The organism is Actinopolyspora alba, assembly GCF_900112765.1.
GTDB classification, from domain to species: domain Bacteria; phylum Actinomycetota; class Actinomycetes; order Mycobacteriales; family Pseudonocardiaceae; genus Actinopolyspora; species Actinopolyspora alba.
In genome coordinates, this window is record NZ_FOMZ01000005.1 from 285483 (window position 1) to 312095 (window position 26613).

Genomic DNA, 26613 nt, shown 5'->3' on the forward strand with positions numbered 1-26613 from the left:
CGGCGCGGTGCGGTAGCGGGCACGACGTCGGCGCGCTACGCCTCGATACCTCGGTAGGTACCGAAGGTCCACAGGTTTCCCTCCGGATCCCGCACCGTGAGCGCGTACGATCCGACTCCCGAACCGAACTCGGTGTGGTGCGGCGCCTCGACGACGTCGCCTCCTGCCTCCTTCACTCGGGAGTGGACGGCGTCCACGTCCTCGGTGGCGATGTAGACGGCGCTGCTCCCGGCTCGCATCCGGCCGTGCACGCCGTCGGTGTGCTTCGTCGATCCGAAGACCAGCGCACCACCGCCGGGCCGACGCAGCTCGGCGTGCACGATGTCGTTCTCGTCGTCCGACACCGCGAGCACCTCGTGGAATCCCAGGACATCGACGAGAAAACATAGCGCGGCGCGCGTGTCGTCGTAGTGCAGGATCGGCCAGACCGAGGACGCCGAGCTGTCAGTCATGGCCCCAACATAGCGGTGTTTCCTGGGCGGAAGCACGAGCACGGCCCCACTACGGATTCGGCGGGGTCCGCACCGGGTGCGGTTGCTTCCTGTTCCGTTTCCGAGGTGGCTTACTCTTCACGCACGAACTCGCCCCAGCGTCCCGACACCGGCCCGGGCGGTCCGTGAACACGCGGAATCAGTCTCGATGCCGTGGCGGGGAGATGGCGTTCGCGGTCGGTCCACTGGTGGCAGGGCTGCCAGCAGTGGCAGTCAACCTTCTCGCGTCACTTCACCTGCCCGCCGGCTGCGTCGTCGCTACGACGATGTTCGTGACCAGTCCGCTCACCAGTCACAGCTTATCCACCAGGTTCGCGGCCTCCACGAGCGGCGTCCCCGGGACATCCCGACGCACCTGACGAACGGCCTGCACTTTTCCTTCGTCGTCACGCAGTCGTCGAATTTTTTCACGATCCAGAGACAGAGCCACATCATCCGACGTCGGAAATCTCTCGCGGAATTCGGCGTGAATTTTGCGGCGACGAACCGAGGAAACGACGGAGTCCACTACTGTCCACGCCAGCAGGACGCACCCGGCAATAAGGTGATTTCCCGATACGACGAGTAAAATTCCCACCAGCAGTGCGATGAGGCCAACTATCCACATGACCACGACATTTAGCACGAAACCACCCCGCCATTCAATATGAATCTCGCTACCACTGTCCAACCGGGTGATTCACGAAAAAAGCGCGTTTGAACGCTCGCGTATGACCGAGCCGGGAGGAACCGTGGAGACGACAGGGCCACCGTGATAAAGACGCAGCCACACCGCGTCAACCCCAGCCTGCCATGAAACCACGACGAACCCGTCCGAACACCTCGACGAGGCGAACAATTCAGTTCCGGTCGAGCAATGCCCTTCGGTGCTGCCAGGCCAGGTTCATCGCGGCCGAGGCTCCGGGCGAGAGTTGGCCCAGCTCGTGAAGACGGCTGATGGTGTTGGCCTCGAACGGCAGGTGCCGGGCGGGAATGCGGCCCTCGTCGTTGGTGGTGACGGCCGCACCGAACAGCTCGTCGTAGGTGTCGGGCTCGATCACCGCCACGGTGAGGATGTCACCGGACAGCGTGAGCGCGTCGAGCGTGACGCCGAGGTAGTAGACCCGAATCCGCCCCTCGCCACGAGCGCGATCCATCCCCGCGAACGGTTCGCGGTTCGCGTAGTCGATCGGCCTGCCGCTGCCGTCGTACTCGACGTGCCCGAGCAGCTCCTCGGCGAACTCGCGCTGCGTGTTCCGCCAGATCGAGAAGTCGTTGCGCACCGCGTCGGGAATGACGCTCGACGGCTGGAAGATGCCCGCGGGCAACAGGTGCGCCATCCCGCCACCACCGGCCACCCGACCGCCGTCCCGCTGGTGCAGCACCATGCTCGGGCTCTCCCCCGCCCGAATCGTCAACGTGCCGATCGCGCCCAGCAACGGCCGCCGGGACAGGTCGAACGGATCACCGACGTGCTTGCGAAACGCCAGCCGCCGCCACGACGCACGACCGACACCGAGGTCACCGTGCCGGTCGCGGACGAGATGATGCGCGGCCATCTCGTGCCCCAGGGCTTCGTTCGTGTCGATCGAGTCGAAAAACCCCATCGTGCCGAACCGCAATCGCGGGTTCGGCTGCGACAGGTCCAGGGCGGTCAGGCGGAAGCACAGCCGGTTCTCGAACAGGCGTGGCGCGGCCAGATCCCGCACCGCGTGGCTGTAGCGGTGGTAGCGCTGCTCGGCTGACGCCAATGGGCGTACGCCCGCGCTCTGCCGCTCCGAACCATCGACAGCCGGAACCGCGGAGTCGTCCGTGTCGAGTTCGAGCCCCAGCTCCGACAACGGCACCGGGACGCTCGGGAGCCAATCCGTTCCGGCAATCACGCCGCTCCCCTCGGAGCCGGGCACCGTCGAATCCGGATAGAGCCGCTCGGCGACGACGGCCAAACCCCGCCGGAACGTGCCCAGCACCGCACGAGTGTCCTTCCACTCCTGCTGGTCCTTGTCCACGCGCGGATCGACCGTGCCAGGTGAGGCCACCAGGGGCAGCAGTTCCCCGTCACTGGTGGGAGCGTTGTCGGTAGTCCTACGCGGTCGTTGGAACCCCAACTCATCGGAAGCGCAGTCGAAGAACTCCGCCAACAACCGGCGGTAGAACGGCTGCGGCCACGCGACTTCGCCACGCTCCCAACGACCCACGGTCTTCTTGGTCACGTTCGGGTACTTCCCGTGTCTCTTCGCGGCCAACGCGTTGAGCGCTTCAGCCAGATCGTCCTGCGAGAGCCCAGCGTCCTCGCGAAGCCCGATCAGAGCGGAGTTCTGGGTACGTGGTGCGGAAGCCCTGGCCATGTCCCCAACCCTAGGTACTCAATCCCCATTCGGACTGGAATGTCCCCTCAATGTCCCCGGAATGGCTCATCTTCGGTCATTCGATGTCGTCGTTAGAACACCGCTCGCTTGATGGCATTGAGGTATGAGAGAAACCGAGTCCCACGCGGAGCCCCGGATCCGGCTGAGGTGGAAGACATACGTGACCGGAAACACCTCCCCGATCGGGGACGACACTCCAGAAGGGGTGGTTTGATCATGCTCACTCCCACAGTCACCGCCACCGGCGAGATCGGCGATTCCGGTCCCGTGGAGTTCATCCCGACGCTGCGTGAGGACGCCGAACAACCAGCCACCACGGACCTGTCGATGCGACTGGAAATCAGCCTCGAAGACGCCACAGCCGCCCTCTGGCTCGCGCTACGCGACGGGCTCGAACTCTCCGCACTGGACGACGAACACCTCGTCCACGAGATGGTGCTGGAAAAACTACTCGCCGAAGGCGGAAACGCCATAGCCACCGCCCGCGACGAGATGCACCACCAGAAACCCGGCACGCACGAAGCTCGCACCACCCACGCACTGCGCACGATCACCACCCTGCTCTACGGCACCGCCAAGACGCCGAGGACGAGTGGCACCACTCGGGGCGGAACGATTTCCACGCTCGATGTCGGACGTGAGCGCTAGTTTTCCCGGCATGACCGAGCAACAGGTTGCCCACGAACTCGAAGCCCCTTTCGAGATCACGGATTGGAACGAGACTGTCTACGGTGAGCCGACCGAAGGCCCCAAGCTGACCCGGATCACGATCCGGAAGCGCTACCACGGCGCGATCGAAGGCTCCGGGGTAGTCGAGGTGCTCACCGCGCAAGGAGCCGCCGGTGCGGGTTACGTCGCTTCCGAGCGGGTCGAAGGCACGATCGACGGCCGCCAGGGCACCTTCGTCATTCAACACGGCGGCCTGGCCGAAGGAGCCGACCAGAACAGCTACGGCAATATCGTCCCGACTTCCGGCACCGGAGAGCTCACGAACATCTCGGGCCACGCGGAGGAGGTTCAGCGAGAGGTCCTCACCCTCGTCTACTCGCTTTAAGAACTGCCACAGAGTCGCACCCGATCTCCGCCACGGCTGCCTCTGATCGCTCTCACTTCTCCTTCACCAGGGCCAGACACGGTAGTTATCGGATAGGCAACTGGTACCCAGTCAAACCTCCACCGCTTCGGTGAGGACCGCTACCATTGTTCTTCCTCGTAACAGGTGCACCGTCGAACTCCCGACACTCGGCGTCGGGCCGTCCGCTGTCCGGCTGAGCACCTATCCCACTCGTTCGTCCGGGCGGTATCCATCCACTTCCGTTTGTCCAATAAAGAGAGCTCCCAATGCTCGACGAAATACGTGCCCAACTACAGCAGATCACCGACACCGCACCCACCGATGAACTACAGATCGTGCGAACCGAACTTGACGAGCTACGCGGGAAACTGAACCAAGTGGCCGGAACCAGCAATGACAACGACGTACAACAAGCGATACGATTGTTCGGCGCAGCTCACGAGAAAACGGATGAAGCCACACAGACGGCGATGCGTGCCAGCGAGCACGTCCGTGAATACGCTGCCGCGCTGTAGGAGTCTGTGATGTCCGAGGTAGAAGAGCTGGCCAACAGCATTACCGGCATCATCCGACGTTCCCCCACCAATCGGCTGCGTCGAATCAAAGTGTGGCTGGAGGAATACGCCCTGCCCACGTTGAACGAGACCACCGAGGGAACCAACAACGCACAGCTGTCCGAAGCCATAGAGTTGTTCCAACACACACGTGAGTTGGTCGAAGACGCACTCGCTCTGTGCGACAACAGCCACACACGTCTGGTCGACTACCTCGCCGGACTCGGGACGAACGATGCGTCCCCTCCTGCTCTGCCACACCCGTCGACCTATCGACCTCCGGTCAGCGATAACCCAGCCACGGTCGATCAATGGGTCAGCCAAGCCCGCGACAAGCTACCCGAACGTCCCGCGGGCAAGGGCTCAACCACAGGAATCGTGCGTGGATTCGCCGGATCCGGTGATGTGGAGGTAACAAGCGGTGGTTCCGGCCGCCGAGTGTGGAAGCCTGGCACCGAAAGATGGGAACGTCAGCCCGAGAGTGAGCAGGACGAGACGCCCAAAGCCAGGCAGGAACGTCAGCTGATCGACAGAATCGACACCCTCCTCGTCACGGTTGGTCAGCGGTTCCCCATCCCACGTCCAGATCTGGCGATGCCGGAGACCTCGACCCACGTGGAAACGAAGGTGGCGATGCGGATGCGCGAGTCCGGGATCACCTATGCGGCGATCACCATCAACAACCACGTTTGTGACGGCCCACTCGGCTGCCGGACCGCTGTAGCCGTGATTCTTCCGAAAAGTTACGTGCTCGAGGTTTGGGAACCGGCGGAAACACGACCAGTACGAATCGAGGGACAGGCATGACAACGATCGACACCACGACCGTGCTCACGATCATGTTCGACCAGTACCGCCGGTCACATCACGCCTACACAGCTGAGGAAATCGCTACTCTTCTCGACCACGTGGTCACCGAATCCACCGAGGGAAACCGCACCACGCTGGTCACCGTGTGGGACCGACCGGCCCACTCCCATCACGACGATGGTCAACCCGAGTACCCACCCGCCTACCTCCGCGTCGCCGTCGATCCCGACACGGGTTGGGGCGCGATGACCTGGATCGACCTCACTGCGGGCGGGGTGCTCGACACCTTCGACCCGGCCGGGCCGGACGACCGCCCCGCCCTGGTGTTCGCCGCCGACGAGCCCAGCTACCTCCCCAACTCCGCGTCCCTTCCACTCGAACGGATACGCCGTGCCCTGTGCGAATACGCCGAGACCGGCACACGCCCCACCACCGTGCGGTGGCAGCAGGGATACCTCGTCCTCTGAACGTGGACTCCGCACTCGGAACACACCGGATTTCAAGTCGCGGTTCTGCTCGCCGGTACCGCATCCGAGCGCCGTCCGAAGATCGTGAGGCGACCCCGGACCCCCATGAAACGACACCAACAGCACGTCACCGACACCCTTCGCCCCACACGGCCGAACGACCACTTCTCGGAGCCCGGAGAACCGGGCATCCCTACCCCGCGGAACCGTCCACTTTGCGCCCGACGAACACCACGTCCTGAACCACGCCGCCACCCAGATCGGCCACGGCGGGCAACCGACCCCACTCCTGGAAGCCGTGCGAGCGGAACAGGCGCAGACTGGCCCGGTTGCTGCCGAAGATCGTGGTGGCCAGCGTGCGCACGCCGAGCTTCGGAGCATGGGCCACGGCCTCACCCAGCAGGTAAGTTCCCTGCCCCCGACCACGGTGCTCGGGATGCAGGTACAGCGCCACGTCCGAGGTCACGTCGTATCCCGGCCGACCGTTCAGAAAGGGGTCGAAGCTCAGATAGCCGGTCACGGCACGCGGCTCGTCCGCCTCGTAGCCGACCCAGATCGGGCGAAAATCCGGCCCCGAGGACTCGAACCACCCCTCGCGGGAAGCGACGCTGACGGGTTCCAGGTCGCAGGTGCTCGCCTTCTCCAGGATCGCGGCGTTGTAGATGTCCACAATAGCGGGCAGATCCGCACGCGTGGCGAGACGATGGCGGTACCCCAAGAGATCGCTCCCTTCCCGGTTCTGCTGCCCGCACCGAGGCAAACATGGTCGTTACGGCTCCGGAGAGTACGAGCGGTGCGAGTCGATATCCAGGACATCGCGGAAAGTCGACCGTACTTTTCACCGCGCGACCATTACTGCTGCTTTCCCGTCAGCTCGGATCTTTGTGCGCCACGAGATGAAAGGCGCGACTGAGTTGACAGTAGGGGTCTCGTCGACTGGCTTCGAGTTCGACCGCAACCGCCTTTGCCATCTCCCGCGAGTCGTTGGGATCCAGCTCGACTCCACTGAATTCCAACCAATCGACGAACAGCCACACCCCGTACCAGCACAGTGGTTCCAAGCTGCGGTTCCGCACGAGCTCGCTGAGCTCCTCCACTGTGTCTGCTCGGCTCCGCACTCCCAGCACGTTCGTCTCGGTCCGGTCGTCGAACGCCGCCAGGGCGTCATCCCACCGACGTTCCAACGCGGGGCGTACCGCCATAGCCCCGGCGTTGCCGGTCATGATCGAAAGCACGCCGTCGGCGGCAGTGCACCGGCACAGCTGATCGACGAGCGGCTCCGGCCGCTCCAGGTATCCGAGTACGCCGTGGCACAACACAGCGGCGAATCGTCCGCCGTTCACCGCCTCGTGCGCGCGCTCACCATCGGCCCGCACGAACGTCACCCGCCGCCGCTCCTGCTCGGTCAACCGCTCGAGTCGCTGCTCCGCCTTGTCCAACATCGCCTGCGAAGGCTCGAGCAACGTAACTTCGTAACCGGCTCGGACCAGCGGGAACGAGTGATGCCCCGCACCACCGCTGACGTCGAGAACCGTCGCCGGAGCCGGTGGTAGGTGATCCAGCAGTTGCTGATGCAGCACGTAACTACGCACGTAGCCCTTCGCCGAGGCGAAGGCATCTTCGGCATAGTGGTCGGCCAGGTCGGTGCCTTCCCACGTGTTCCCATCCATCGCCCCACGGTATCCAGTTTGTAACCAGCAACTTAGCGGCTATGGCTGCGCGAATCGGGGGCCGCACGGTGCGTCGATCGAGGAGATCACACATGAGCTGGGGATTCCGAAGCGACCGCACTTCCAGACAAACGCTGGTCCTCATGGTTGCCTGGCGTTGTGCGTCTTGAGCAGCTGACTCTGATCGTCGACGACTACGACGAGGCGATCCGGTTCTTCCTGGACGCACTGGAGTTCGAACTCGTCGAGGATTCGCCGTCCTTGACCAACGACGGGCGCGAGAAGCGGTGGGTCGTCGTACGACCGCCCGGCGTCGCCACGGGCCTACTGCTCGCACGAGCTGACGGTGAGCGGCAGGAGCGAGTGGTGGGCGAACAGTTCGCGGCTCGGGTCGGCCTGTTCCTGCGCGTCGACGACTTCCAGGCGTCCTACGACCGGATGCGTGCGGCGGGGGTCGAGTTCGTCACCGAGCCGCGCCGGGAACCCTACGGCGAGGTCGCGGTCTTCCTCGACGTCGCGGGCAACCGCTGGGACTTGCTTGGCCCACGACCGTCTCAGTGATCACCCCCACAGCGAGGCGGAGCCGGAAGCCACCGGACCAACAACCGAGACTAGAACTGAGACTAACCACGCACGAGAACGGCCCCCACCGTTTCCGGTGAGGGCCGTTCTCGCTGGTCGTTCCGCGTGGCCAGGGGCGGGGTCGAACCGCCGACCTTCCGCTTTTCAGGCGGACGCTCGTACCAACTGAGCTACCTGGCCGTGCAACCCGGCTCATGGCCGATCGCGCTGGCGACCCAGACGGGACTCGAACCCGCGACCTCCGCCGTGACAGGGCGGCGCGCTAACCAACTGCGCCACTGGGCCATGTGTTGTTGTCACCGGACGAGTCCGGTGGTACCCCCAACGGGATTCGAACCCGCGTTACCGCCTTGAAAGGGCGGCGTCCTAGGCCTCTAGACGATGGGGGCTTGGTCGACCAGATGCCTGCTCGGCCTTGCCTCCAACCGGCTTTCCGTTGTCGGATGCCCCGTTGGGAACGATTAAAAGCTTACGTCATGCCTTCGGGGAGTTGTAAACGGGGGGTCCCCTATCGACACGAACCCTCCCCACGCGGCCGGGCGAACCCGGCCACCCACACCGACGTTACACCGCTGAGCTGCTGCTTCGACCGACGAAGTCACGACGTCCGACACGCCGGGGCCACCCCGCACCAGTGCCGAACACCCCCATCGAACCCCCGATCACCCACCCGAGGTGATTTTGTGACGCCGGTCTCAACATCGACCGGAAATCGGGCGTGCCACTCCGCGGGGAATCCCGAAAGGCTCAGCGAGCCTTTCGGTTGCTCAACCACTCGGGACTGGCGACCCCCTGCAAGGTGATCCGCCAGGTCTCCTCCATCCGCACGGCAGCCCCCGGCCCCGCCCCGGAACCGAGCACCCGCGCACCGACCAGCGCGGCGTAGGCGACGCGGGCGACCGCCTCCGGATCCACTCCGGGCCGCAGCATCCCGCCCGCCGAGGCCCTGCGGAGCAGATCGAGCAGCAGGGACTCCCAGTCCGGTTCGGAATCGATGTGCTCGCCCTTGGCGATCCGGTGCCGAGCGAGCCCCGTCCCGGCGCGGAGCACGACGTCGTGCTCGAGCAGCCGCGCCGCCTCGTTGAGCATCCCCACCGCGATCGACAGCGGGTCGAGCTCGCGCCGCAGCCAGTCGCCACGCACCCTGGGCCAGCGCCGCGCCTGCGATTCGACGAGCGCCAGGGCCAGCTCCTCCTTGGATGCGAAGTGGAAGTAGAACGCCCCCTTGGTGATTCCGCCGCGACGCAGGATCGCGCTCAACGGGGTGGCGTCATAACCCGTTCTGTCGAACTCCTCGGCTGCCGCGACCACGATCGCGTGACGAGTCAGTTGGGCACGACGTTGCTGAGGCATGTGTACGCGGCTCCAACGGGTGCCGGCGGACGAACAGTCAGCACGCTCAGTAACAGAGCGAACAGCTGCCACCCACGAACGGATGATCAACTTTGCGAGTTGAAGTTACCGCGCGTGGGCAAATTTCATCCCATCGGCCCAACCCGCACCGAACCCGGTGGCCGGCCGAACGACAGGGGAGACCTGGTGAACACCCAAAAGAGACTCGCGGGTAGGTTTTCGGTGTGGCCGCACGGCCGCCCGCCGATGCCCCGCGAGACGCTCCACCGGGGGGTGTGCGTCTCGCGGGGTCGGGTTCACGAGAGCCGGGGCACGTTCGGCGGAATTCCGGGGAGAGAGAACGGCGTGATCTCCGCGCGCCGGAACGCACGCTCCTCACCGGAACGAGCAGCGCGTTCCGATCGTGTCCGAGTGGATCAGCGCGGTGGTCAGTCCTCCCGCGTGGATTCCTCGTTGTCGTCGGTGAGTCCGAGCATCGCCAGCAGCATCCGGCAGTCCTCACGATCCCGCGCGCCACGTGCGACCGCGAGACGCGCCCGGTGCAGCTGCTCGGGAGAGAGCCTGCCGGAGTCGCCGTCGCGCTGCGCCGGAACCGCGGCGGCCGCGGACCTGGGGGAAGCTCTGTCCTGCAACGCCAGGAACTTGCGTACGTCGAGTGACCCGTCCATAACCCCTCCCCGACTAGGGTGTCGCCGCAGGTTATCCACCCATCGGCTTCAAACATAGCCCCCTGCGGAGTGATTCGCGAACACGAAGAGTGTTTGCTATACAACCGAGGGAAAACACATCCGACACAACTCCGGACACACCCGCCGGATTCCCGATCGCGGACAGCGGCAACCCGAAATCGGGCAACAGTGACCCGGCTCATCCCCGAGCACTTACCCCCCTGGGGTATTTTCGGGGTCGAGGACAACGACACTCGCCACGAAGGAGCCGCGATGTCCACGCAAACCTTCAAGGTCGCCGGAATGACCTGCCAGCACTGCGTCGCCTCGGTTCAGGAGGAGCTGGGGGAGCTGCCCGAGGTGACGAACGTCGAGGTATCCCTGGACAGCGGGGACGTGACCGTCACCTCGGAGAACGGGATCAGCAAGGAAGCCGCCGACGCCGCCGTGCAGGAGGCAGGCTACACCGTGGCCGAGTGGTCCCGGACCTAACGGACAAAAACGAAAAATCCTCGCGACACTCCCCAACGGGCACCTCGGCGTGCCACAATCGAATCGCTGACACACCCCCGGTCAGCAGCTGTGGAGATCGGCATTGCGTTGGCCCCCGCGCTCTTCCCCCGACGCGGGGGCCGACTCTTGGAATCCCTCCCCCGGAGTCCGTCGCGGTGTTCGTTCGGCCCGCCGAGAACCGGCCCCGCGAAGGGAAACCGCCGAGGCGCCACGAACTCTCCACCAGCCGTGCGACGGGGCCCGTCGCTCCCCGACCGGCTCCGGCACGCCGTGATCGCCCCCACATCCACCGCCACGGCGGCATGGAACCGTTATCGTGTCCGGGTGGTGCTAGGACGGGCGAAGAGCGGACGCAGGCAACGTACGGACGACGCGGAACAGCGGTCGGCCGAGTCGGACCAGGAACTGGACTCCTACCTGGCGGCGCTCTCACCGGACGCGGATCCGGAGACGACGGGCACCGGACGCAGCTTCGGCGGTTCCGAGGTCCATCAACTGCGGCTGCCGCTGATGGCCAACGAACGGCTCAAGGAGCTGGCGGCCGAGCAGGGCACGTCGCCGAGCGCGCTGGCGCGGGACTGGGTGCTGCAACACCTGCAGGAGATCCCGGAGGAACCGCCGCGACCCGCGGAATCACCGCGGCCGGAGTGGCCGAGCGGCGAGGAACAACGGCCCGCGCACGCCCGCCCCGAGGAGGAGACCGACGACGTGCGGGACCCGGGGCTCTACGGGGGTGAGCTGTACGGCACCGAGTACGGCGACGAGGGCTTTCCCACCGAGTTCCAGGACGGCCCACCCACGCCGGACGAGTACCCCACCACGGCCTTCTCCGAAGGCCCGAAGCACGGTGGCGGGGACGGCAACACCTCGGAAACCGAGACCGAGATCACCATCCCGCACGGACAGTACCGCTACTACTGAGCTCCGGACGGCAACCCCCGACAGCCGCTGCCGCCCCCGGACGCGAGCCGCCGTCCGGTCCCGCCCGTCAGGTTCGGAACCGGCAGCGGGGACCGCTGCGGGGGTTTTCGGCCGGGGCTTCCGGCACTGGAAGCGTCGACTCCACGTCCCCCGCACGAGCGCACGCGGGCTCTCCCGCGCCGTGCTCTCGCGAGGACGCCCCCGAGCAGTGAAACCAACAAGGGCCACTGCGTGGAAATCAGCTGGTCACTCCAGCTCCCATTCCATTTCTTCATTGACTTTGTTGAAGTAGTGAGCCGTGTGCGCCCCCAGCCCACTCAGGATCAGCATGGGGTGGAAAACTCCCAATCGGCAGCCCGTGACGAGCGCGGGAACGAACCGCTCCGCGACGGCCGTGACGTCGTCCTCCGGAGCGCCGAGGACGACTTTCTCCAGCGCCTCGAAGACCTTCGCCCGGCTCGATCGGTCGATCTCGCGGAAGTCGCGGACGAACTCGGCGGCCATGTTCTCGACCCGGTGCTGCAGGTCGTAGTCGGGTTCGGCACTCCTCGTTTCCGTTGATGTGCCCAGCAGCCTGTCGTCGGCGTTCGCCAGGCGATCGCAGGATTCCCGCAGCAGCGCCACGGCGGCACCCGCGGGTTGTGGCTCGGGAGGATCCCGTAACGTCATCCAGTAGGGGACCGCCGCTCTCGTTCGCGTGTTCCAGATCTTGATGTAGTGCCGCGACTCCTCGCCGAGCTCGTGCCAGACGGGCGCCAGGTCGAAGTCACCGTGATCGTAGGCAGTGACAAGGGCTTCGAGAAAACCGGTGGCCACAGCGTCCTGCTCGTCTTCGGTGCCGGAAACGAGCACCTCCTCCAGAAAACCGAGCAACCGCTCCCGCTGCCAGGCGCTCATCCGGTCCACCCGAGCGGCGAACGAGGACCCCAACTCCGCCAGCCGCAACAGCACCGGGTAGTCGTCCCCCGCCTCGGCCTCATCCGAAGCACCGTCCGCTTCATCCGCGTGCCAGGCGTCCACGGCCGCCCTGTCCGCGGCGGCCAGCTCGGGGCTGATACCGGGCAGTTCGGCCCACAGCCGCGAAATCAATATCACATTCCTTCCAACGCGTTCCTCATATCGCCGATGACTCGCCGCGCGGCATCCCGTTCACTGTTCACCGTTCGAGGATTATTTCCAAGTCAATTCAGGAATGATATTATCACATTTCGAATCTTTTCGGCATGATGTTTTCCGGCACGCGTACTCCACCAATAATGGGCCGCGATGCGAGACTCGGTCGCGCAACGCTTAGATTCGTTGCGCGACCGCATGCACGTCGCCACGGATGCCCGTCGATTTCGGGAACGCATGGCGCAGCGCCGGCCGCCACAGTGGCGCATCGTGATAACGGCGACGCCGGAATGGCTTGCGCCCAACGTAACCACCATCCTCCAACAGCTGAATCCAAAAACCCACCGGCGGTAAAAAGCACTTTCGCACGTGGCTGTGGGGTGTAGGGTCGCCTCGTGGTGGCCGGGTGCGACAGGCGATCGCAGCGGCCGTGATCGCAGGGTCGGCCCGAGTCCACGATGTTCCGGGGAAGGTGCGGTTGCGTCAGCTGACCTATTTCGTGGCGGCAACGATCGACGGGTTCATCGCCGGCCCGGACGGGTCGGATCCGTCGGGCCCGGACGGCTTCTTCGTGGCCGAGGGCGGCCACATGGAGGCGATCTTCGCCGACTACCCGGACATCATCCCGGCACCTGTCCGCACCGCCCTGAACACGCATCCCGCGAACAAGGTGTTCGATACCGTCGTCGAAGGCCGCGGCTCCTACGAGGTCGGTCTGCGAGCCGGAGTCACGAATGCCTATCCCCACCTGCGGCACTACGTCTTCTCCCGCACCATGACCCAAGCTCCCGACCCGGGCGTGGAGATCGTCTCGACCGATCCGGTCGAGACGGTCCGCGAACTCAAACGCGAGGACGGGAAGAGGATCTGGCTGTGCGGTGGAGCGCGACTCGCCGCCACCCTGCGTCCGGAAATCGACGAACTGATCGTGAAGCTCCACCCCGTGGTGGCCGGAGCGGGGATTCCCCTGTTCGACGGTGAGTTCTCCCCGCGGCGATTCACGCTGTCGGAAACGCAACGCTACGACAGCGGCGTGCTGCACCTGACGTATCGGAAACGATAGGCCTGCCGGCTGTTCCGTCCCGTGAGGTCGGGACGAACCGCTCGGTGAGTTCGTCGGCATCGGCCCACCGAGCACTCACGGAAACCCAGCGCTTCGCGGATATCCGCACTGTGGCGCTCCATGACGCGCTCGGGGTAGAGCGGCGGTCGCCCCTCGCCCCTCACTCGCCCACGTGGGTGTCAGGAGCGCCGATACCCGTTCAGCGGGAGTGTCGAAGTGGTGCGCCGACGGCGTGCAGGTGGCGCAGGACCTCGGCGTAGGAGTGCAGCAGGCCGCACTGGCTGTAGGAGATGCCTCGTTGGGTGCAGAACTCGCGGATGAGCGGTTGGGCGCGGCGCAGGTTGGGACGCGGCATACCGGGGAACAGGTGGTGTTCGATCTGGTAGTTCAGGCCTCCGAGCAGGAAGTCCACCCCGCGTCCTCCGGTCACGTTGCGGGAGGTGAGCACCTGTTTGCGCAGGTAGTCCAGTTTTTCGCCCTCCGCCAGAATGGGCATGCCCTTGTGATTGGGCGCGAAGGAACATCCCAGGTACACGCCCATCAGCCCCTGGTGCACGACGATGAACACCACCGCTTTGCCCGGGGAGAGCACGAGGAAGACCGCGATCAGGTATCCGAGGATGTGGGCGGTGAGCAGCCCCGCTTCCAGCTTGACGGAATCGATCTCGCGTCGCAGTACGGCCTGGACGCTGCGGACACGCAGCAGCACCCCCTCGACCAGCAGCATCGGGAAGAACAGGAACGCCTGATACTTGGCCACGTACCGGAACAGTCCGCGCTTGGTGTGGGACTGCTCGTGACTGAACGCGAGCGCGGCGATCTCGATGTCGGGGTCCTCCTCCTCGTGGTTGGGGTTGGCGTGGTGCCGGTTGTGCTTGCCGACCCACCACTCGTAGCTGATCCCGGTGATGGCGCTGTGCGCCTGCCCGACGAGATTGTTGCCACGCCGACTGTTGAGGATCTGCCGGTGTCCGGCGTCGTGACCGATGAACGCGAACTGGGTGAACATCACGGCGAGGAACACGGCGGTGAACAGCTGCCACCAGGAGTCGCCGAGGAGCACGAATGCGACGGCTCCCGCGGCGAGCAGCAGAACGTTGACCGTGATGCGCACCGCGTAGTAGGTGTAGCGCCGTTGGAGCAGCCCGGCACGTTTGGCCGACCGGGCCAGTTTCGCGAAGTCGCTGCCGAGTTTGTCGTCCGAAGGGTGTGCTGGGGATGCGGTCATGGTGAGAAAAGCTCTTTCGTGATAGCGGGCCGGTCGGTCCCGGCGGCCGGTGTCACTCCGGTGCGGCTACGCCGCTGTTGGGAACTAGCCGATGAGGTTGTTGGACTGCTGTCGCACAAGGACTGAGCGGACTCGGGACGACCAACGCGGCCCGCCCGAGCACCGAGGTGAACGCCATCGCGCCGCTGGTATCGGCCCGACTCACAACAGCAGGTGTGCTCGTGTCAGGCCGACACGCCGCAGAAGCACGGGGCCCTGTTGTGGTCTCCCCGCTCGTGTTGCCGAGGTCGTCGACGCCGTGAGGCCGAAAGATGACAGCTCCCCCCCTCACATCGCACGGGTGTCCTGGTGGCATTGGAACGTCCGAACTCGAACCCGGCGACAGGGTCGTTTCGGGGTGTGCTTCGCGTACTGCCGCCGAGGCCGAGGGACGAAGCGGGTCCTGGCATCGCACACCCGGTATTGCTCCGGTGATACCCACTCGCGGCGGAGTTCACACGTCGAGTGCCACGTTCGACCGCTGGACGTGTCCGAATCGGTGCGCGCCTAGCGCGCGGCGCACGACCCGCTGGTCGTGCTCAGCGGCGGCGACCCCGGCTACCACCCGCCCACGACCCCACATCGCCGAAGACACCGGCAGGCCCGTGACCTGTCGTTCCGACGATTCTTCAAACCCCGGTTCCCGTTCGGCCGCTAGTCAGATCCCGTCCGGACGACAACATCACCGGACAGGTCCGTCATCGCGATCGGCCGCGCCACACAACTGCCCGTACCAAAAGCACAGTGCCGGAGACATCACACGAGATGCCACCGTGGACAACCTGCCGAGGCAGTACAGCTAGGCGGAGTCTCCGATCAGGCAGCACCCGAGTGGTACGCGCCGGGGGTCCCTGTCTGTCGGACGCGGCGGGTCTACCCGAAAACAGCGGACGGCTCCGACGACCGGGGGTCGTGGCGTCTGGTTTCCCACCATGCCGGGCTCACTCGGCGGGCAGCCCGAGTTCCCGCGCGATCAGCATCCGCTGCACCTCGCTGGTTCCCTCCCCGATCTCCAGGATCTTGGCGTCCCGGTAGAACCGGCCGACCGGGCTCTCGTTCATGAAGCCGTACCCGCCGAAGATCTGAGTCGCGTCGCGGGAGTTGTCCATGGCCGCGTTGGACGAGGCGAGCTTCGCGATCGCCGCCTGTTTCTGGTACGGCTCGCCGCGCAGCATCCGGGCGGCGGCGTCGTAGTAGGCCAGCCTGGCGGTGTGGGCGCGCAGCTCCATGTCGGCGAGCTTGAACTGGATCGCCTGGTTCTCACCGATCTTGCGGCCGAAGGCGCTGCGCTCCTCGACGTAGCGCAGGCACTCGTCCACGCAGCCCTGCGCCAGCCCCACGCCGAGCGCGGCGATGGCGACGCGCCCCTCGGTCAGCGTGGCCAGGAACTGCGCGTAGCCGCGACCGCGCTCCCCCAGCAGGTTCTCCGCCGGGACCCGGCAGTCGTCGAACGCGAGCTCGTGGGTGTCCGAGGCGTTCCAGCCCACCTTGGAGTACTTGGGCGCCACGGTCAGTCCCGGGGTTCCGGCGGGGACGATGATGGTGGAGATCTCGTTGCGGCCGTCGGGTTTGGTGCCGGTGACGGCGGTGACGGTGATGAGTCCGGTTATGTCGGTGCCCGAGTTGGTGATGAACGCCTTGGAGCCGTTGATCACCCATTCCGAGTCCCGCAGTTCGGCGGTGGTGCGGGTGGCCCCCGCGTCGGAACCGCCGCCCGGTTCGGTGAGCCCGAACGCGCCGAGGATCTCGCCGGAGGCCAGCCGGGGCAACCACCGCTCCCGCTGCCGCTGGTCGCCGAACCGGTAGATCGGCATCACCCCGAGCGAGACCCCGGCTTCCAGGGTCACCGCCACCGAGGAGTCCACGCGGGCCAGTTCCTCCAGCACGACGCACAGCGCGAGGTAGTCGCCGCCCATGCCGCCGTACTCCTCGGGCACGGGCAGCCCGAACAGCCCCATTTGCCCCATACCGGCCACGATGGAGTAGGGGAACTCCTCGCGTTCGTAGTGCTCACCGATGACCGGTGCCACTTCCTTCTGGGCGAAGGAGCGCGCGGCCAGCCGCAGCTGTTCGTGCTCGTCGTTGAGTCGATAGTCCACCATGCCGACCTCCTGAGGGCGGGACACGGCAGGTAGTGCCGTGTCGATTCGACTCGCGGGGGAGGATCACTCCCCGCGCGAGGTGTCCTCGTCCGCGGTCACCACCGCGAGCGACTGTTCCAGATCGACGGTCTGTCCGGCCGTGACGCGCACCTCGGTGACGGTGCCGTCGACCGGGGAAACGACGGTGTGCTCCATCTTCATCGCCTCGACCACGAACAGCGGCTGCCCGCTCGCCACCCGCTGCTCCGGTTCGACGTTGCTGACCAGCACGGTTCCCGGCATCGGGCTGACCACCGCGCCGTCGGCGGCGCCGGTGTCGCGGGCCGCGTCGGCCAGCAGGGTGTGCTCGGTCAGCGCCCAGTAGGCGCCGCCCTCGGCCAGGTGCACGGTGTCCTCGTGCACCACGTGGTCGTAGCGGCGGGTTCGGTCGTCCAGCGTGACCGTGAGGACCCGCCCGTTGCGGTCGGCGCGCAGCCGGTGGCGGGTCGAGAGCTCCCCGCCGGGATCGACCACCACCTCGGCCGCGCCGGAGCCGCCCCGGATCCACACCGTGGTGCGGTCACCGTCCACCGCGAACCGCCAGTTCATCCAGCCCGGTCCGCCGAGCCGCCAACCGGCCAGCGTGTCCCAGGGGTCGCCGGACTCGGCCGCGGTCTCCTCAGCCAGCAGCAGAGCCGCGGCGGCGGCGATCAGCACGTCTTCCGGTGGGCGTTCGCGCGTCCCCTCGGTGCCGACGAGGTTCGCCAGTTCCCGGTCGACCAGCCCGGTGTCCAGCTCGCCGGAGCGCACCTCGGGTCGGTTCAGCAGGGCGCGCAGGAAGACCAGGTTGCTGACCGGCCCCAGCAGCGAGGTCCCGGCCAGCGCGCCGTCGAGTCGGCGCAACGCCTCGGACCTGTTCGAGGCGTGGGCTATCACCTTGGCCAGCATCGGGTCGTAGTCGGAGCCGACCACGCTGCCCGTGGCGATGCCGGAGTCCACCCGGACACCGGTGCCGCCCGGTTCGCGGAGGTGCAGGATCTCGCCACCGGTGGGTAGGAAGCCGCGTGCCGGGTCCTCGGCGTAGACACGGGCCTCGACGGCGTGCCCGGTCATGCCCAGCTCGTGCTGGTCGTAGGGGAACGGCTCGCCCTCGGCGATGCGGACCTGCCACGCCACCAGGTCGATTCCCGCCCCGTCCTCGGCCGGTCGGATTCCGGAGCGCTCGGGCAGCACGGTGACCAGTTCGGTGACCGGGTGCTCCACCTGCAGCCGGGTGTTCATCTCCATGAAGAAGAACTCGTCCGGGCGATCGGCGGAGACGATGAACTCCACCGTGCCCGCGCCCACGTATCCGACCGCTTTGGCGGCGTCCACGGCCGCGCCGCCGATGCGCGCTCTGGTCGCGGCGTCCAGCAGCGGGGACGGGGCCTCCTCGATGATCTTCTGGTGGCGGCGCTGCAGGCTGCACTCCCGCTCGCCGAGGTGCACCACGTGGCCGTGGGAATCCCCCAGGATCTGCACCTCGATGTGGCGGGGGCGCGTCACGAACCGCTCCACGAACATGGTGTCGTCGCCGAAGGCGGCGCGGGACTCCCTGCGGGCGGCGGTGATGGCCTGGTCGAGCTCGTGCTCGTGGTGCACCAGCCGCATCCCCTTGCCGCCGCCCCCGGCCGAGGGCTTGAACAGCACCGGCAGCCCGGTCTCCAGCGCCGCGCGGCGGAGCTCCTCGTCCGTGGCCCCTTCTTCGGCGCTGCCCGGTACCAGCGGAACACCGGCGTCGGCGACCGTGCGCTTGGCACGGATCTTGTCGCCCATGGACTCGATGGCGCCGGCGGAGGGGCCGATGAACGCCAGTCCCGCCTCGGCGCAGGCGGCGGCGAAGGCCGCGCTCTCGGACAGGAACCCGTAGCCGGGGTGAACGGCCTGGGCACCGCAGGAGACGGCCGCCTCGATGACGCGGTCGACGTTCAGGTAGCTCTCGGTCGCCGCCCGTGGACCGATGCGCACGGCGACGTCGGCCTCGGCGACGTGCCTGGCGGTGGTGTCGGCGTCGCTGTGGACCGCGACCGCGCGGATGCCCAGTTCGCGCAGGGTGCGGATGACGCGCACCGCGATCTCGCCCCGGTTGGCGACCAGCACGGTGTCGAAGCGCCGCACCCCCGACGGCTCGCTCTCCGACCACCCGGACCGTACCGGTGGGTTCGCTGCCTGCTGGTTCGTCGCTGCCTGTGGGTTCGCTGCCTGTGAGTTCACTGCCCGCCGGGTTGGTGACGGCTGGTTGTCGGCCATGTCCTTGCCTCCGAGGGGCCACCGGGGTTCGGGTGGCCGGGGTCGTGTCGGCGGGATCTCCGCCGGTCGGCACGCCTTCCGGGTGCTCGCGGTCACATGCGGAACACGCCGTTGTCCACCTGCTCCAGCGGCGCGTTCGCCGCCACCGACAGCGAAAGCCCGAGCACGTCCCTGGTCTGCTTCGGGTCGATCACGCCGTCGTCCCACAGCCTGGCCGTGGAGTAGTAGGGGTGCCCCTGATGCTCGTACTGCTCCCGCACCGGCTGCTTGAACTCCTCCTCGTCGGCCGCCGACCAGTGCTCGCCGCGTTCCTCGAACTGGTCGCGGCGGACGGTGGCCAGCACCGAGGCGGCCTGCTCGCCACCCATCACCGAGATCCGGGCGTTCGGCCACATCCACAGGAACCGCGGCGAGTAGGCCCGGCCGCACATGGAGTAGTTGCCCGCACCGAACGACCCACCGATGACCACGGTCAGCTTGGGGACGCGGGCGCAGGCCACGGCGGTGACCATCTTGGCGCCGTGCTTGGCGATGCCACCGGCCTCGTACTCCTTGCCCACCATGAACCCGGAGATGTTCTGCAGGAAGACCAGCGGTATCCGGCGCCGGTCGCAGAGCTGCACGAAGTGGGCGCCCTTGAGGGCCGACTCGCCGAACAGGATGCCGTTGTTGGCCACGATCCCCACGGGGTGGCCGTGGATCCGGGCGAAGCCGGTCACCAGCGTCGTGCCGTACTCGGCCTTGAACTCCGAGAACCTGCTGCCGTCGACCACGCGGGCGATGACCTCGCGCACGTCGTACGGGGTGCGGCTGTCGGTGGGCACCACGCCGTAGAGCTGCTCGGGATCGGCGGCGGGTGCCTCCACCTCGGCGACCCGCCACGGCCGTTCGGGCGCGGGCGGCAGGGTGCTGACGATGGAGCGCACCATGCGCAGCGCGTCGGCGTCGTCGGCCGCGAGGTGGTCGGTGACGCCGGAGGTCTGGGCGTGCAGCCTGCCGCCGCCGAGCTCCTCGGCGGTCACCTCGGCACCGGTAGCGGCCTTCACCAGCGGGGGGCCGCCCAGGAAGATGGTTCCCTGCTCGCGGACGATCACGGCCTCGTCGCTCATGGCGGGAACGTAGGCGCCACCGGCGGTGCAGGAGCCGAGCACCGCCGCGATCTGGGGGATGCCGCGTGCGGACATGGTCGCCTGGTTGTAGAAGATCCGGCCGAAGTGCTCCCGGTCCGGGAAGACCTCGTCCTGCTTCGGCAGGAAGGCACCGCCGGAGTCGACGAGGTAGACGCAGGGCAGGTTGTTGTGCAGTGCCACTTCCTGGGCACGCAGGTGCTTCTTGACGGTGATCGGGTAGTAGGTACCGCCCTTGACCGTGGCGTCGTTGGCGACGATCACGCACTCCCGGCCGGATACTCTTCCGATGCCGGTGATGATTCCCGCCGCGGGAGCCTCGTCGTCGTAGAGCCCGTGCGCGGCCATCGGGGACAGCTCCAGCAACGGGGAGCCGCGGTCCAGCAGCGTTTCCACCCGGTCGCGCGGCAGCAGTTTGCCGCGTTCGACGTGGCGGCGCCTGGTCTTCTCCGGACCGCCCGCCCGGACCTGTTCGAGGCGGGTGTTGAGGTCAGCCACGAGTGCGTTGTGTTCCGAGGCGTAACGCTCGTAGGACTCGGCCGCGGGGTCCACGTTGGTGGACAGCACCGGTGCATCCATCTCGCTACCCGTACCTTCCGTTCGGGCGCGGCCGCGCCGGGGAGCGCCGATCGGCACCACCGGCACGACCAATATAGTTAATGATCGTTAACGTAGCGATGTTAACGCTGACTAACCAGATTCGTCTAGTATCGGAGCCGATGACGAACGAGGCCCCCGACGGAACCGGACGTGGCGGTGCCACGTCCAGACGCGAACAGCTCCTGAGCGCGGCCGCGGAACTGTTCGCCAGATACGGGTTCCACGGGGTCGGCATAGACGACATCGGCGCGGCTGTCGGAATCTCCGGACCCGCGCTGTACCGGCACTTCCGGGGCAAGGACGCGATGCTCGGCGAGATGCTGACCGGCATCAGCGAACGGCTGCTCCACGGCGGGCGGGCCAGAACGGTGAACACCCCCGACCCGATCACCGCGCTCGAAGCCCTGGTCGCCTGGCACGTGGAGTTCGCGCTGACGAACTCGGCACTGATCACGGTGCACCTGCGCGACCTGGACAGCCTCGCCGAGCCCGACCGCCACCGGGTCCGGGAGTTGCAGCGCGGCTATGTGGAGGTCTGGGTCGAGACCCTGCTGCAGTGCCGCCCCGACCTCTCCGAGCACACCGCGCGCGCATCCGCCCACGCGGTGCTCGGACTGATCAACTCCACCCCGCACAGCGCGCGACTCGACCCCACGAGGATGTCGGAACTGCTGCACCGGATGGCGATGAACGCGCTGCTGGTCGAGCGGCGGGAAGGTGACGAAGCCGACGGGGCGTGACGGCGGCGCTCCGGGCTCCCGGTCGACCGGAGCCCGGTTGACCGGATCCCGATGGACCCGGCCTCGGGGAGCGGACTTCGGGAGATCGGATCTCAGGGCACCGGGGAACCGTCCACCGTGGTCGTCACATCGTCCGCCAGGAAGCAGTACCGTCCCGCTATCCCGGCCGACTCCGGCAGCGGATCCTCGTAGCGGAACACCGCGTCCGGCAGTTCCAGGCCCTCGCCACGCACCGACCGATAAGTGGCGGTCCCCTTGTAGGGGCAGACCGTGGTCGTGGCGCTGGTCTCCAGCAGCTCGGTGCGCACGTCCTCGGCGGGCAGGTAGAACCGGTTGGGCAGCCCCGTCTCGGACAGCAGCTTGGCCCGGCCGCTCTCGGCCAGCACCACACCGCCACTGCTCACCCGGACGCGACGTGCGGTGTCCCGGACGTCCACCCGGTGGTAGGGATCGCGGAGGTGTCCGAGGACCTCCTCTTCCTCGTCCAGCCACTGGTCCATCGCCTCCCAGCTGACGGACAGGTGCCCGGCCAGCCAGGACGCCTCCGCTACGGGATCGGGATACCGCCACACCGCGCTCTCCGCGACCCGGTCGCCCACCCGCACCGAGTGGTACTCGGCATCGCCCTTGAACGGGCAGTGCGTGTGCCGCGTGCTCGGTTCGAGCAGCTCCGCGCGGACGTCCTCGACCGGCACGTAGAGCCGCGGCAGCAGGTTGCTCTCGTGCAGCAACTTGCCCCGCGAGCTGTCCAGCACGGTCTCGCCCGCGAACCGCGCCCGCACGCGGCGCGGGAAGTCCTGCCAGAGCAGTCGGTGCGCGGGACCGTCGATGCGGTAGTTCACCGTTTCCGGCGGCCTGCTGGTGAGCGGACCGTCGCCCAGGGTCAGAGCCACTGCGATAACCTCGCCCTTTCTCGGAATTCTTCTCGTAACCGGTGCCCGGACCCGTGCTGAACCCGGACCCGTGTGGAACCCGGCCTCACACGAGCATCGCCTCGTCGGAGCAGGACACCGCCGAGTCGAGCCACGACCCCGTTCGCCGATCCGCCACTTCCGGTGGCCCGCGGCGTGAACCCGTGTCTCCCGCACCGGTGGCAACACTCCCCACCCGCAGCATGCTCCCGGAGCGCACCAACATCAACCCATCGGGTTAAGAACACGTTTTGCGAGGTGACGACAGCGGCGCAAGACTGGACGGGTTCGGCCGCCGAGCCGAGAGAGGCAGGCAGGATGGCTACGCCCGAGACACAGCCCACACCCGTCCCGACGCGCGCATCCGGCCGACAGCGGGCCAGGAAGGGGTCGGTGCTGGTCGCGCTGACCCACACCACCGATCCGAAACAAATCGGCGTGCTCTACCTCGCCACGGCCTTCGCGTTCTTCCTGATCGGCGGGCTGATGGCGATGTTCATCCGCGCCGAACTCGCCGCACCCGGTATCCAGGTGATCTCGCAGGAGCAGTACAACCAGCTGTTCACCATGCACGGCACGATCATGCTGCTGCTGTTCGCCACACCGATCCTGTTCGGGTTCGCCAACGTGATACTGCCGCTGCAGATCGGCGCGCCCGACGTGGCCTTTCCCAGGTTGAACGCGCTGTCCTACTGGTTGTTCCTGTTCGGCGGGATAACCGTGATCGCCGGATTCGTCTCCCCGGACGGCGCGGCCGACTTCGGCTGGACCGGCTACCCACCGCTGTCGGAGTTCAACGCGGGAATCGGGGGCAACCTGTGGATCACCGGGCTGATCGTCTCCGGCCTGGGAACGATCCTCGGCGCGGTCAACATGATCACTTCGGTGGTCTGCATGCGCGCGCCCGGCATGACGATGTGGCGGATGCCGATCTTCACGTGGAACATCCTGGTCACCAGCGTGCTGATCCTGATGGCGTTCCCGATCCTGACCGCCGCGTTGTTCGGGCTGCTGGCCGACCGGCACCTCGGTGCCCACGTGTTCGACCCGGCCAACGGCGGCGCGGTGCTGTGGCAGCACCTGTTCTGGTTCTTCGGTCACCCCGAGGTCTACATCGTCGCGCTGCCGTTCTTCGGGATCATCACCGAGATCCTGCCGGTGTTCTCCCGCAAGCCGCTGTTCGGCTACACCGGGCTGGTGTACGCCACCTGGACCATCGGGTTCCTGTCCGTGGTCGTCTGGGCCCACCACATGTTCGTCACCGGCGCGGTGCTGCTGCCGTTCTTCTCCTTCACCACGTTCCTGATCGCGGTGCCCACCGGAATCAAGTTCTTCAACTGGATCGGCACCATGTGGCGCGGGCAGCTGACCTTCGAGTCACCGATGCTTTTCAGCGTCGGCTTCCTGATCACTTTCCTGTTCGGCGGGCTGACCGGTGTGCTGCTGGCCTCGCCACCACTGGACTTCCACGTCTCGGACACCTATTTCGTGGTGGCGCACTTCCACTACGTGCTGTTCGGCACGATCGTGTTCGCGGTGTTCGCGGGCATCTACTTCTGGTTCCCCAAGATGACCGGCCGGATGATGGACGAACGGCTGGCGAAGGGGCACTTCTGGCTGACCTTCATCGGCTTCCACACCACGTTCCTGGTGCAGCACTGGCTGGGCAACGAGGGGATGCCCCGGCGCTACGCCGACTACCTGCCGACCGACGGCTTCACCACGCTCAACGTGATCTCCAGCGCCGGGGCGTTCCTGCTGGGGGCCTCGATGCTGCCGTTCCTGTACAACGTGTTCAAGAGCTACCGGTACGGCGCGCGGGTCCACGTGGACGACCCCTGGGGGCACGGCAACTCGCTGGAGTGGGCGACCTCCTGCCCGCCGCCGCGGCACAACTTCTACGAGCTGCCCCGGATCCGCTCCAACCGGCCCGCCTTCGAACTGCACTACCCGCACATGTCGGAGCGCATGGAGCTGGAGGCCCACGTCACCGGCCCCAGGCCCGAGCGCCGCGAGGAGTGAACACTTCGAACCACGAGGCGTTTCCGCGTCCGCCGCTCCCGGTGGTCAACCGCGTTCCGGTGCCGTCCCCTCGGGGTCCTGCTCCTCAGCCACCGCGCTCGGCGTCGGCATCTCCACCCCGGCTTCCTCGAAGCGGGAGGGGTGCGACCTGTTGTTGGACAACGGCTGCACCTTGTTGCCGGTGCTGGAGACACAGCCCTTACCGGGCGAGGCCCGGCACACCGGGCACTTGACCTGCAGCACCTGCCGCCGGGCCTTGATGTCCTGAATCGCCTCGTCGGGATCCTGCCCCTTGGCCTCCAGCAGCGCGGCGGTGGCCCGTTCCCAACCGCGCAGCGACTCGGCCGCGGAGGGACGGGGCTTGGACTTGATCTCCGCGCTCTCGGCCTTCTGGATCTGCTGGTTGCGGTACTCCACCCACTCCCGGTGGATCACGCTGGTGGAAATCGACACCGAGTTCCTGCGGTAGTGCTCCACCACGACGGACTTGGCGAAGTCGGCGGGGACGTCTCCCAGCGCCGCCGCCCACGACTCCGCGGTCAGATCGGCCTTGCCCTGCTGCTGCTCGGTCTTGGGGTAGGCGAACCCCTCGAACGACCTGTCGTAACTCGCGGCGAGTTGGAACAGTTCGGGGAGTTCGTAGGTTTCCATCAGGCTTCCTCCTCGTCCTGCGGGCCGTCGATGTCGATGACCGAGCCGTTCTCGGGTTGGTCGTGCTCGACCTTCTCGCGCATCCGCCGCTTGTTCTGGGCGGCGACGTAGTGCGCCTGCCTGGGCAGGTCGAAGGCTCGCCGACCGAAGGCCGGTTCCGGCAGACAGTCGGGGCACTTGCGCAGCTTCCCGTCGCTCTGCTCGACGTAACCGCTGTCGCACCCGGCGTTACCACAGTGCCCCGGCAGGGGTCGGGTGGACGCGCCGACGGCCTTCTCCTTGGACTCCGGCAGCGAGAGGTGCCGTGGTCGCGGGCTCGCGCGCTCGGCCGGTGGTTCCTTGGCGACGGCGGTGTTCGGCGAGGAACCGTCGTAGACGTCCCGCGCCGAACGCTGCAGCGCTTCCCCGTAGCACTCGGAGAACCTGCTCGGTGAGGTCTTCTTGTCACGCCAGATGTTGAGCGCCGCGATGAGGTCTCCGGTGTTGGCCAGCGGCGACATCTCGCGCTTGGCCCTGATCTCGCCTGCCAGTCGCTCCAGGATCCGGTCGGGTATCGGGTTCTTCTGCTGCTCGGCCCACTGCCGAACCAGGGTTTCCGTGCTCATGGTGTTGCCGGACCCGCTGTTCGAACCGGACCCGCTGCCGGAGCCCGATCCGTTGTTGCCCCCCGATCCGTTGTTGGAGCCGGACCCCGCGTTGGCCCCCGAGGGGCGTTCGGTTTCCCGCGAGGCCGTCGACCTGGCCACCGGGGCCGTGGCCTCCTTCGCCAACGCGGTCCGTTCGGCGGGGGCGACGGCACGGGCGTGCAGGGTCCACTGCACCCCGGTCTCAGCCGAGGAACCGGTCAACCAGCCGTAGCGCTCCAGCTCGGCGATCATCTCGATGGGATCCGAGGCCCCCGCGGAGGCCAGGTCACTCAACCGCACCCGTCCCTTGGCCTGGATGAGTGTGAAGGCCGCTCTGGCCTGCAGGCTCATGGAGTTGTCCTGAGCCAGTTCGGCCGGGACCGCTATCCACCCGTCCCAGCCGGCAGACAGCGCACCATCCATCGAACGACTCCTCCATCGGTGTCACACGCCGTGCCCGGACAAGGCTATACCGCCCGGCGGCGCACCCGGACAGCGTGCGCCGCGCCCGCGCGGAACCGTCGAACCGGTCAAGTGAGCGTCGTTTCGGGAGGGTTGCGGACACACCGGGTGGCCCGCCTGCTCTTTCCGGGTGGAACCATCGTCGCCCCGAAGTGGCGCCTTTCATAATCGATGCAGGAACAGCCCCCGCGAACTGTAGCGTTGTGCGG

At 66.9% G+C, this 26613-nt stretch carries 26 protein-coding genes and 3 tRNA genes; 11 read left to right on the forward strand and 18 right to left on the reverse strand.

The window, feature by feature from the left end; translation table 11 throughout:
* Positions 1-35 precede the first annotated feature (35 nt).
* The 3 genes from BM150_RS09520 to BM150_RS09525 all read right to left on the reverse strand — a co-directional run bounded on the left by BM150_RS09520 (position 36) and on the right by BM150_RS09525 (position 2818).
* Positions 36-452, reverse strand: coding sequence for a VOC family protein (locus BM150_RS09520; RefSeq protein WP_092926156.1), 417 nt, complete (start codon positions 450-452; stop codon positions 36-38).
* A gap of 331 nt (positions 453-783) precedes the next feature.
* Entirely contained in the window at positions 784-1161 is a 378-nt protein-coding gene (locus BM150_RS23690) for a hypothetical protein (RefSeq protein WP_139219494.1), read from the reverse strand.
* Positions 1162-1330: 169 nt separating this feature from the next.
* Positions 1331-2818, reverse strand: a complete 1488-nt coding sequence (locus BM150_RS09525; protein ID WP_092926158.1) for a transcriptional regulator — start codon at positions 2816-2818, stop codon at positions 1331-1333.
* A gap of 237 nt (positions 2819-3055) precedes the next feature.
* On the opposite strand from BM150_RS09525, the gene BM150_RS09530 reads away from it, so the two are divergent.
* The 5 genes from BM150_RS09530 to BM150_RS09550 all read left to right on the forward strand — a co-directional run bounded on the left by BM150_RS09530 (position 3056) and on the right by BM150_RS09550 (position 5745).
* Positions 3056-3487, forward strand: coding sequence for a hypothetical protein (locus tag BM150_RS09530; protein ID WP_139219495.1), 432 nt, complete (start codon positions 3056-3058; stop codon positions 3485-3487).
* Between the two features lie 10 nt (positions 3488-3497).
* Positions 3498-3893 carry a DUF3224 domain-containing protein gene (locus BM150_RS09535; protein ID WP_092926162.1) on the forward strand — a complete coding sequence of 132 codons (396 nt, stop codon included), beginning with the start codon at positions 3498-3500 and terminating at the stop codon, positions 3891-3893.
* A 287-nt stretch (positions 3894-4180) separates the two neighbouring features.
* The gene (locus tag BM150_RS09540) at positions 4181-4429 is read left to right on the forward strand and encodes a hypothetical protein (RefSeq protein ID WP_092926164.1); all 249 of its coding nucleotides are present in this window, start codon (positions 4181-4183) and stop codon (positions 4427-4429) included.
* A gap of 9 nt (positions 4430-4438) precedes the next feature.
* Positions 4439-5275 (forward strand): DddA-like double-stranded DNA deaminase toxin, encoded by an 837-nt coding sequence (locus BM150_RS09545; protein WP_092926166.1) that lies wholly within the window; start codon positions 4439-4441, stop codon positions 5273-5275.
* A complete protein-coding gene (locus tag BM150_RS09550; RefSeq protein ID WP_092926168.1) occupies positions 5272-5745 on the forward strand; it encodes an Imm1 family immunity protein in 474 nt (157 codons plus the stop codon). Before BM150_RS09545 ends, BM150_RS09550 begins: the two co-directional genes overlap by 4 nt.
* Positions 5746-5938: 193 nt before the next feature.
* On the opposite strand, the gene BM150_RS09555 is transcribed toward BM150_RS09550, so the two are convergent.
* The gene (locus tag BM150_RS09555; RefSeq protein ID WP_092926170.1) at positions 5939-6463 is read right to left on the reverse strand and encodes a GNAT family N-acetyltransferase; all 525 of its coding nucleotides are present in this window, start codon (positions 6461-6463) and stop codon (positions 5939-5941) included.
* Between the two features lie 151 nt (positions 6464-6614).
* Complete coding sequence (locus BM150_RS09560; RefSeq protein WP_092926171.1) at positions 6615-7415, reverse strand: methyltransferase; 801 nt, start codon at positions 7413-7415, stop codon at positions 6615-6617.
* Positions 7416-7574: 159 nt separating this feature from the next.
* Here BM150_RS09560 and BM150_RS09565 point away from each other — a divergent pair, with 159 nt between their 5' ends.
* Positions 7575-7976 carry a VOC family protein gene (locus BM150_RS09565; protein ID WP_092926173.1) on the forward strand — a complete coding sequence of 134 codons (402 nt, stop codon included), beginning with the start codon at positions 7575-7577 and terminating at the stop codon, positions 7974-7976.
* A gap of 127 nt (positions 7977-8103) precedes the next feature.
* Here the strand turns inward: BM150_RS09565 and BM150_RS09570 are convergent.
* The 5 genes from BM150_RS09570 to BM150_RS09590 form a co-directional block, all read right to left on the reverse strand.
* Positions 8104-8177, reverse strand: a tRNA-Phe gene (locus BM150_RS09570).
* A 28-nt stretch (positions 8178-8205) separates the two neighbouring features.
* Positions 8206-8282, reverse strand: a tRNA-Asp gene (locus BM150_RS09575).
* Between the two features lie 28 nt (positions 8283-8310).
* Positions 8311-8386: transfer RNA gene (locus BM150_RS09580), tRNA-Glu, on the reverse strand.
* Positions 8387-8744: 358 nt separating this feature from the next.
* Positions 8745-9350 (reverse strand): ScbR family autoregulator-binding transcription factor, encoded by a 606-nt coding sequence (locus BM150_RS09585; RefSeq protein ID WP_092926175.1) that lies wholly within the window; start codon positions 9348-9350, stop codon positions 8745-8747.
* A 428-nt stretch (positions 9351-9778) separates the two neighbouring features.
* Positions 9779-10018, reverse strand: coding sequence for a hypothetical protein (locus BM150_RS09590; RefSeq protein WP_092926177.1), 240 nt, complete (start codon positions 10016-10018; stop codon positions 9779-9781).
* A 273-nt stretch (positions 10019-10291) separates the two neighbouring features.
* Here BM150_RS09590 and BM150_RS09595 point away from each other — a divergent pair, with 273 nt between their 5' ends.
* Together BM150_RS09595 and BM150_RS09600 are read left to right on the forward strand one after the other, a co-directional pair.
* A complete protein-coding gene (locus BM150_RS09595) occupies positions 10292-10510 on the forward strand; it encodes a heavy-metal-associated domain-containing protein (RefSeq protein ID WP_092926325.1) in 219 nt (72 codons plus the stop codon).
* A 345-nt stretch (positions 10511-10855) separates the two neighbouring features.
* Positions 10856-11452 (forward strand): hypothetical protein, encoded by a 597-nt coding sequence (locus BM150_RS09600; protein WP_092926327.1) that lies wholly within the window; start codon positions 10856-10858, stop codon positions 11450-11452.
* A gap of 246 nt (positions 11453-11698) precedes the next feature.
* On the opposite strand, the gene BM150_RS09605 is transcribed toward BM150_RS09600, so the two are convergent.
* A complete protein-coding gene (locus tag BM150_RS09605) occupies positions 11699-12541 on the reverse strand; it encodes a hypothetical protein (protein WP_092926179.1) in 843 nt (280 codons plus the stop codon).
* A 502-nt stretch (positions 12542-13043) separates the two neighbouring features.
* On the opposite strand from BM150_RS09605, the gene BM150_RS09610 reads away from it, so the two are divergent.
* Positions 13044-13628 carry a dihydrofolate reductase family protein gene (locus tag BM150_RS09610; protein WP_092926329.1) on the forward strand — a complete coding sequence of 195 codons (585 nt, stop codon included), beginning with the start codon at positions 13044-13046 and terminating at the stop codon, positions 13626-13628.
* Positions 13629-13827: 199 nt separating this feature from the next.
* Here BM150_RS09610 and BM150_RS09615 read toward each other — a convergent pair whose 3' ends face one another.
* The 4 genes from BM150_RS09615 to BM150_RS09630 form a co-directional block, all read right to left on the reverse strand.
* Positions 13828-14856, reverse strand: coding sequence for a fatty acid desaturase family protein (locus BM150_RS09615; protein ID WP_092926181.1), 1029 nt, complete (start codon positions 14854-14856; stop codon positions 13828-13830).
* Positions 14857-15836: 980 nt separating this feature from the next.
* Positions 15837-16997, reverse strand: coding sequence for an acyl-CoA dehydrogenase family protein (locus BM150_RS09620; RefSeq protein WP_092926183.1), 1161 nt, complete (start codon positions 16995-16997; stop codon positions 15837-15839).
* A gap of 63 nt (positions 16998-17060) precedes the next feature.
* Positions 17061-19265 (reverse strand): ATP-binding protein, encoded by a 2205-nt coding sequence (locus BM150_RS09625; RefSeq protein ID WP_092926185.1) that lies wholly within the window; start codon positions 19263-19265, stop codon positions 17061-17063.
* Between the two features lie 92 nt (positions 19266-19357).
* The gene (locus BM150_RS09630; RefSeq protein WP_092926331.1) at positions 19358-20971 is read right to left on the reverse strand and encodes a carboxyl transferase domain-containing protein; all 1614 of its coding nucleotides are present in this window, start codon (positions 20969-20971) and stop codon (positions 19358-19360) included.
* A 140-nt stretch (positions 20972-21111) separates the two neighbouring features.
* Here BM150_RS09630 and BM150_RS09635 point away from each other — a divergent pair, with 140 nt between their 5' ends.
* Complete coding sequence (locus BM150_RS09635) at positions 21112-21732, forward strand: SACE_7040 family transcriptional regulator (RefSeq protein WP_092926187.1); 621 nt, start codon at positions 21112-21114, stop codon at positions 21730-21732.
* Between the two features lie 92 nt (positions 21733-21824).
* On the opposite strand, the gene BM150_RS09640 is transcribed toward BM150_RS09635, so the two are convergent.
* Positions 21825-22625, reverse strand: a complete 801-nt coding sequence (locus BM150_RS09640) for a DUF427 domain-containing protein (RefSeq protein WP_092926189.1) — start codon at positions 22623-22625, stop codon at positions 21825-21827.
* 336 nt (positions 22626-22961) lie between these two features.
* On the opposite strand from BM150_RS09640, the gene ctaD reads away from it, so the two are divergent.
* Entirely contained in the window at positions 22962-24665 is a 1704-nt protein-coding gene (gene ctaD / locus BM150_RS09645; RefSeq protein WP_092926191.1) for an aa3-type cytochrome oxidase subunit I, read from the forward strand.
* Positions 24666-24710: 45 nt separating this feature from the next.
* Here the strand turns inward: ctaD and BM150_RS09650 are convergent, their stop codons facing one another.
* Entirely contained in the window at positions 24711-25316 is a 606-nt protein-coding gene (locus BM150_RS09650) for a zinc finger domain-containing protein (protein WP_245755386.1), read from the reverse strand.
* Positions 25316-26365: a hypothetical protein gene (locus tag BM150_RS09655; protein ID WP_092926193.1), complete on the reverse strand. Its 1050-nt coding sequence runs from the start codon at positions 26363-26365 to the stop codon at positions 25316-25318. Before BM150_RS09655 ends, BM150_RS09650 begins: the two co-directional genes overlap by 1 nt.
* Positions 26366-26613 lie beyond the last annotated feature (248 nt).

Coding starts and splice junctions, on each gene's coding strand:
- BM150_RS09520 (WP_092926156.1), bottom strand. CDS start 452: ATGACTGACAGCTCGGCGTCCTCGGTCTGGCCGATCCTGCACTACGAC.
- BM150_RS09525 (WP_092926158.1), bottom strand. CDS start 2,818: ATGGCCAGGGCTTCCGCACCACGTACCCAGAACTCCGCTCTGATCGGG.
- BM150_RS09530 (WP_139219495.1), top strand. CDS start 3,056: ATGCTCACTCCCACAGTCACCGCCACCGGCGAGATCGGCGATTCCGGT.
- BM150_RS09535 (WP_092926162.1), top strand. CDS start 3,498: ATGACCGAGCAACAGGTTGCCCACGAACTCGAAGCCCCTTTCGAGATC.
- BM150_RS09540 (WP_092926164.1), top strand. CDS start 4,181: ATGCTCGACGAAATACGTGCCCAACTACAGCAGATCACCGACACCGCA.
- BM150_RS09545 (WP_092926166.1), top strand. CDS start 4,439: ATGTCCGAGGTAGAAGAGCTGGCCAACAGCATTACCGGCATCATCCGA.
- BM150_RS09550 (WP_092926168.1), top strand. CDS start 5,272: ATGACAACGATCGACACCACGACCGTGCTCACGATCATGTTCGACCAG.
- BM150_RS09560 (WP_092926171.1), bottom strand. CDS start 7,415: ATGGATGGGAACACGTGGGAAGGCACCGACCTGGCCGACCACTATGCC.
- BM150_RS09585 (WP_092926175.1), bottom strand. CDS start 9,350: ATGCCTCAGCAACGTCGTGCCCAACTGACTCGTCACGCGATCGTGGTC.
- BM150_RS09590 (WP_092926177.1), bottom strand. CDS start 10,018: ATGGACGGGTCACTCGACGTACGCAAGTTCCTGGCGTTGCAGGACAGA.
- BM150_RS09595 (WP_092926325.1), top strand. CDS start 10,292: ATGTCCACGCAAACCTTCAAGGTCGCCGGAATGACCTGCCAGCACTGC.
- BM150_RS09615 (WP_092926181.1), bottom strand. CDS start 14,856: ATGACCGCATCCCCAGCACACCCTTCGGACGACAAACTCGGCAGCGAC.
- BM150_RS09620 (WP_092926183.1), bottom strand. CDS start 16,997: ATGGTGGACTATCGACTCAACGACGAGCACGAACAGCTGCGGCTGGCC.
- BM150_RS09625 (WP_092926185.1), bottom strand. CDS start 19,265: ATGGCCGACAACCAGCCGTCACCAACCCGGCGGGCAGTGAACTCACAG.
- BM150_RS09630 (WP_092926331.1), bottom strand. CDS start 20,971: ATGGATGCACCGGTGCTGTCCACCAACGTGGACCCCGCGGCCGAGTCC.
- BM150_RS09635 (WP_092926187.1), top strand. CDS start 21,112: ATGACGAACGAGGCCCCCGACGGAACCGGACGTGGCGGTGCCACGTCC.
- ctaD (WP_092926191.1), top strand. CDS start 22,962: ATGGCTACGCCCGAGACACAGCCCACACCCGTCCCGACGCGCGCATCC.
- BM150_RS09650 (WP_245755386.1), bottom strand. CDS start 25,316: ATGGAAACCTACGAACTCCCCGAACTGTTCCAACTCGCCGCGAGTTAC.
- BM150_RS09655 (WP_092926193.1), bottom strand. CDS start 26,365: ATGGATGGTGCGCTGTCTGCCGGCTGGGACGGGTGGATAGCGGTCCCG.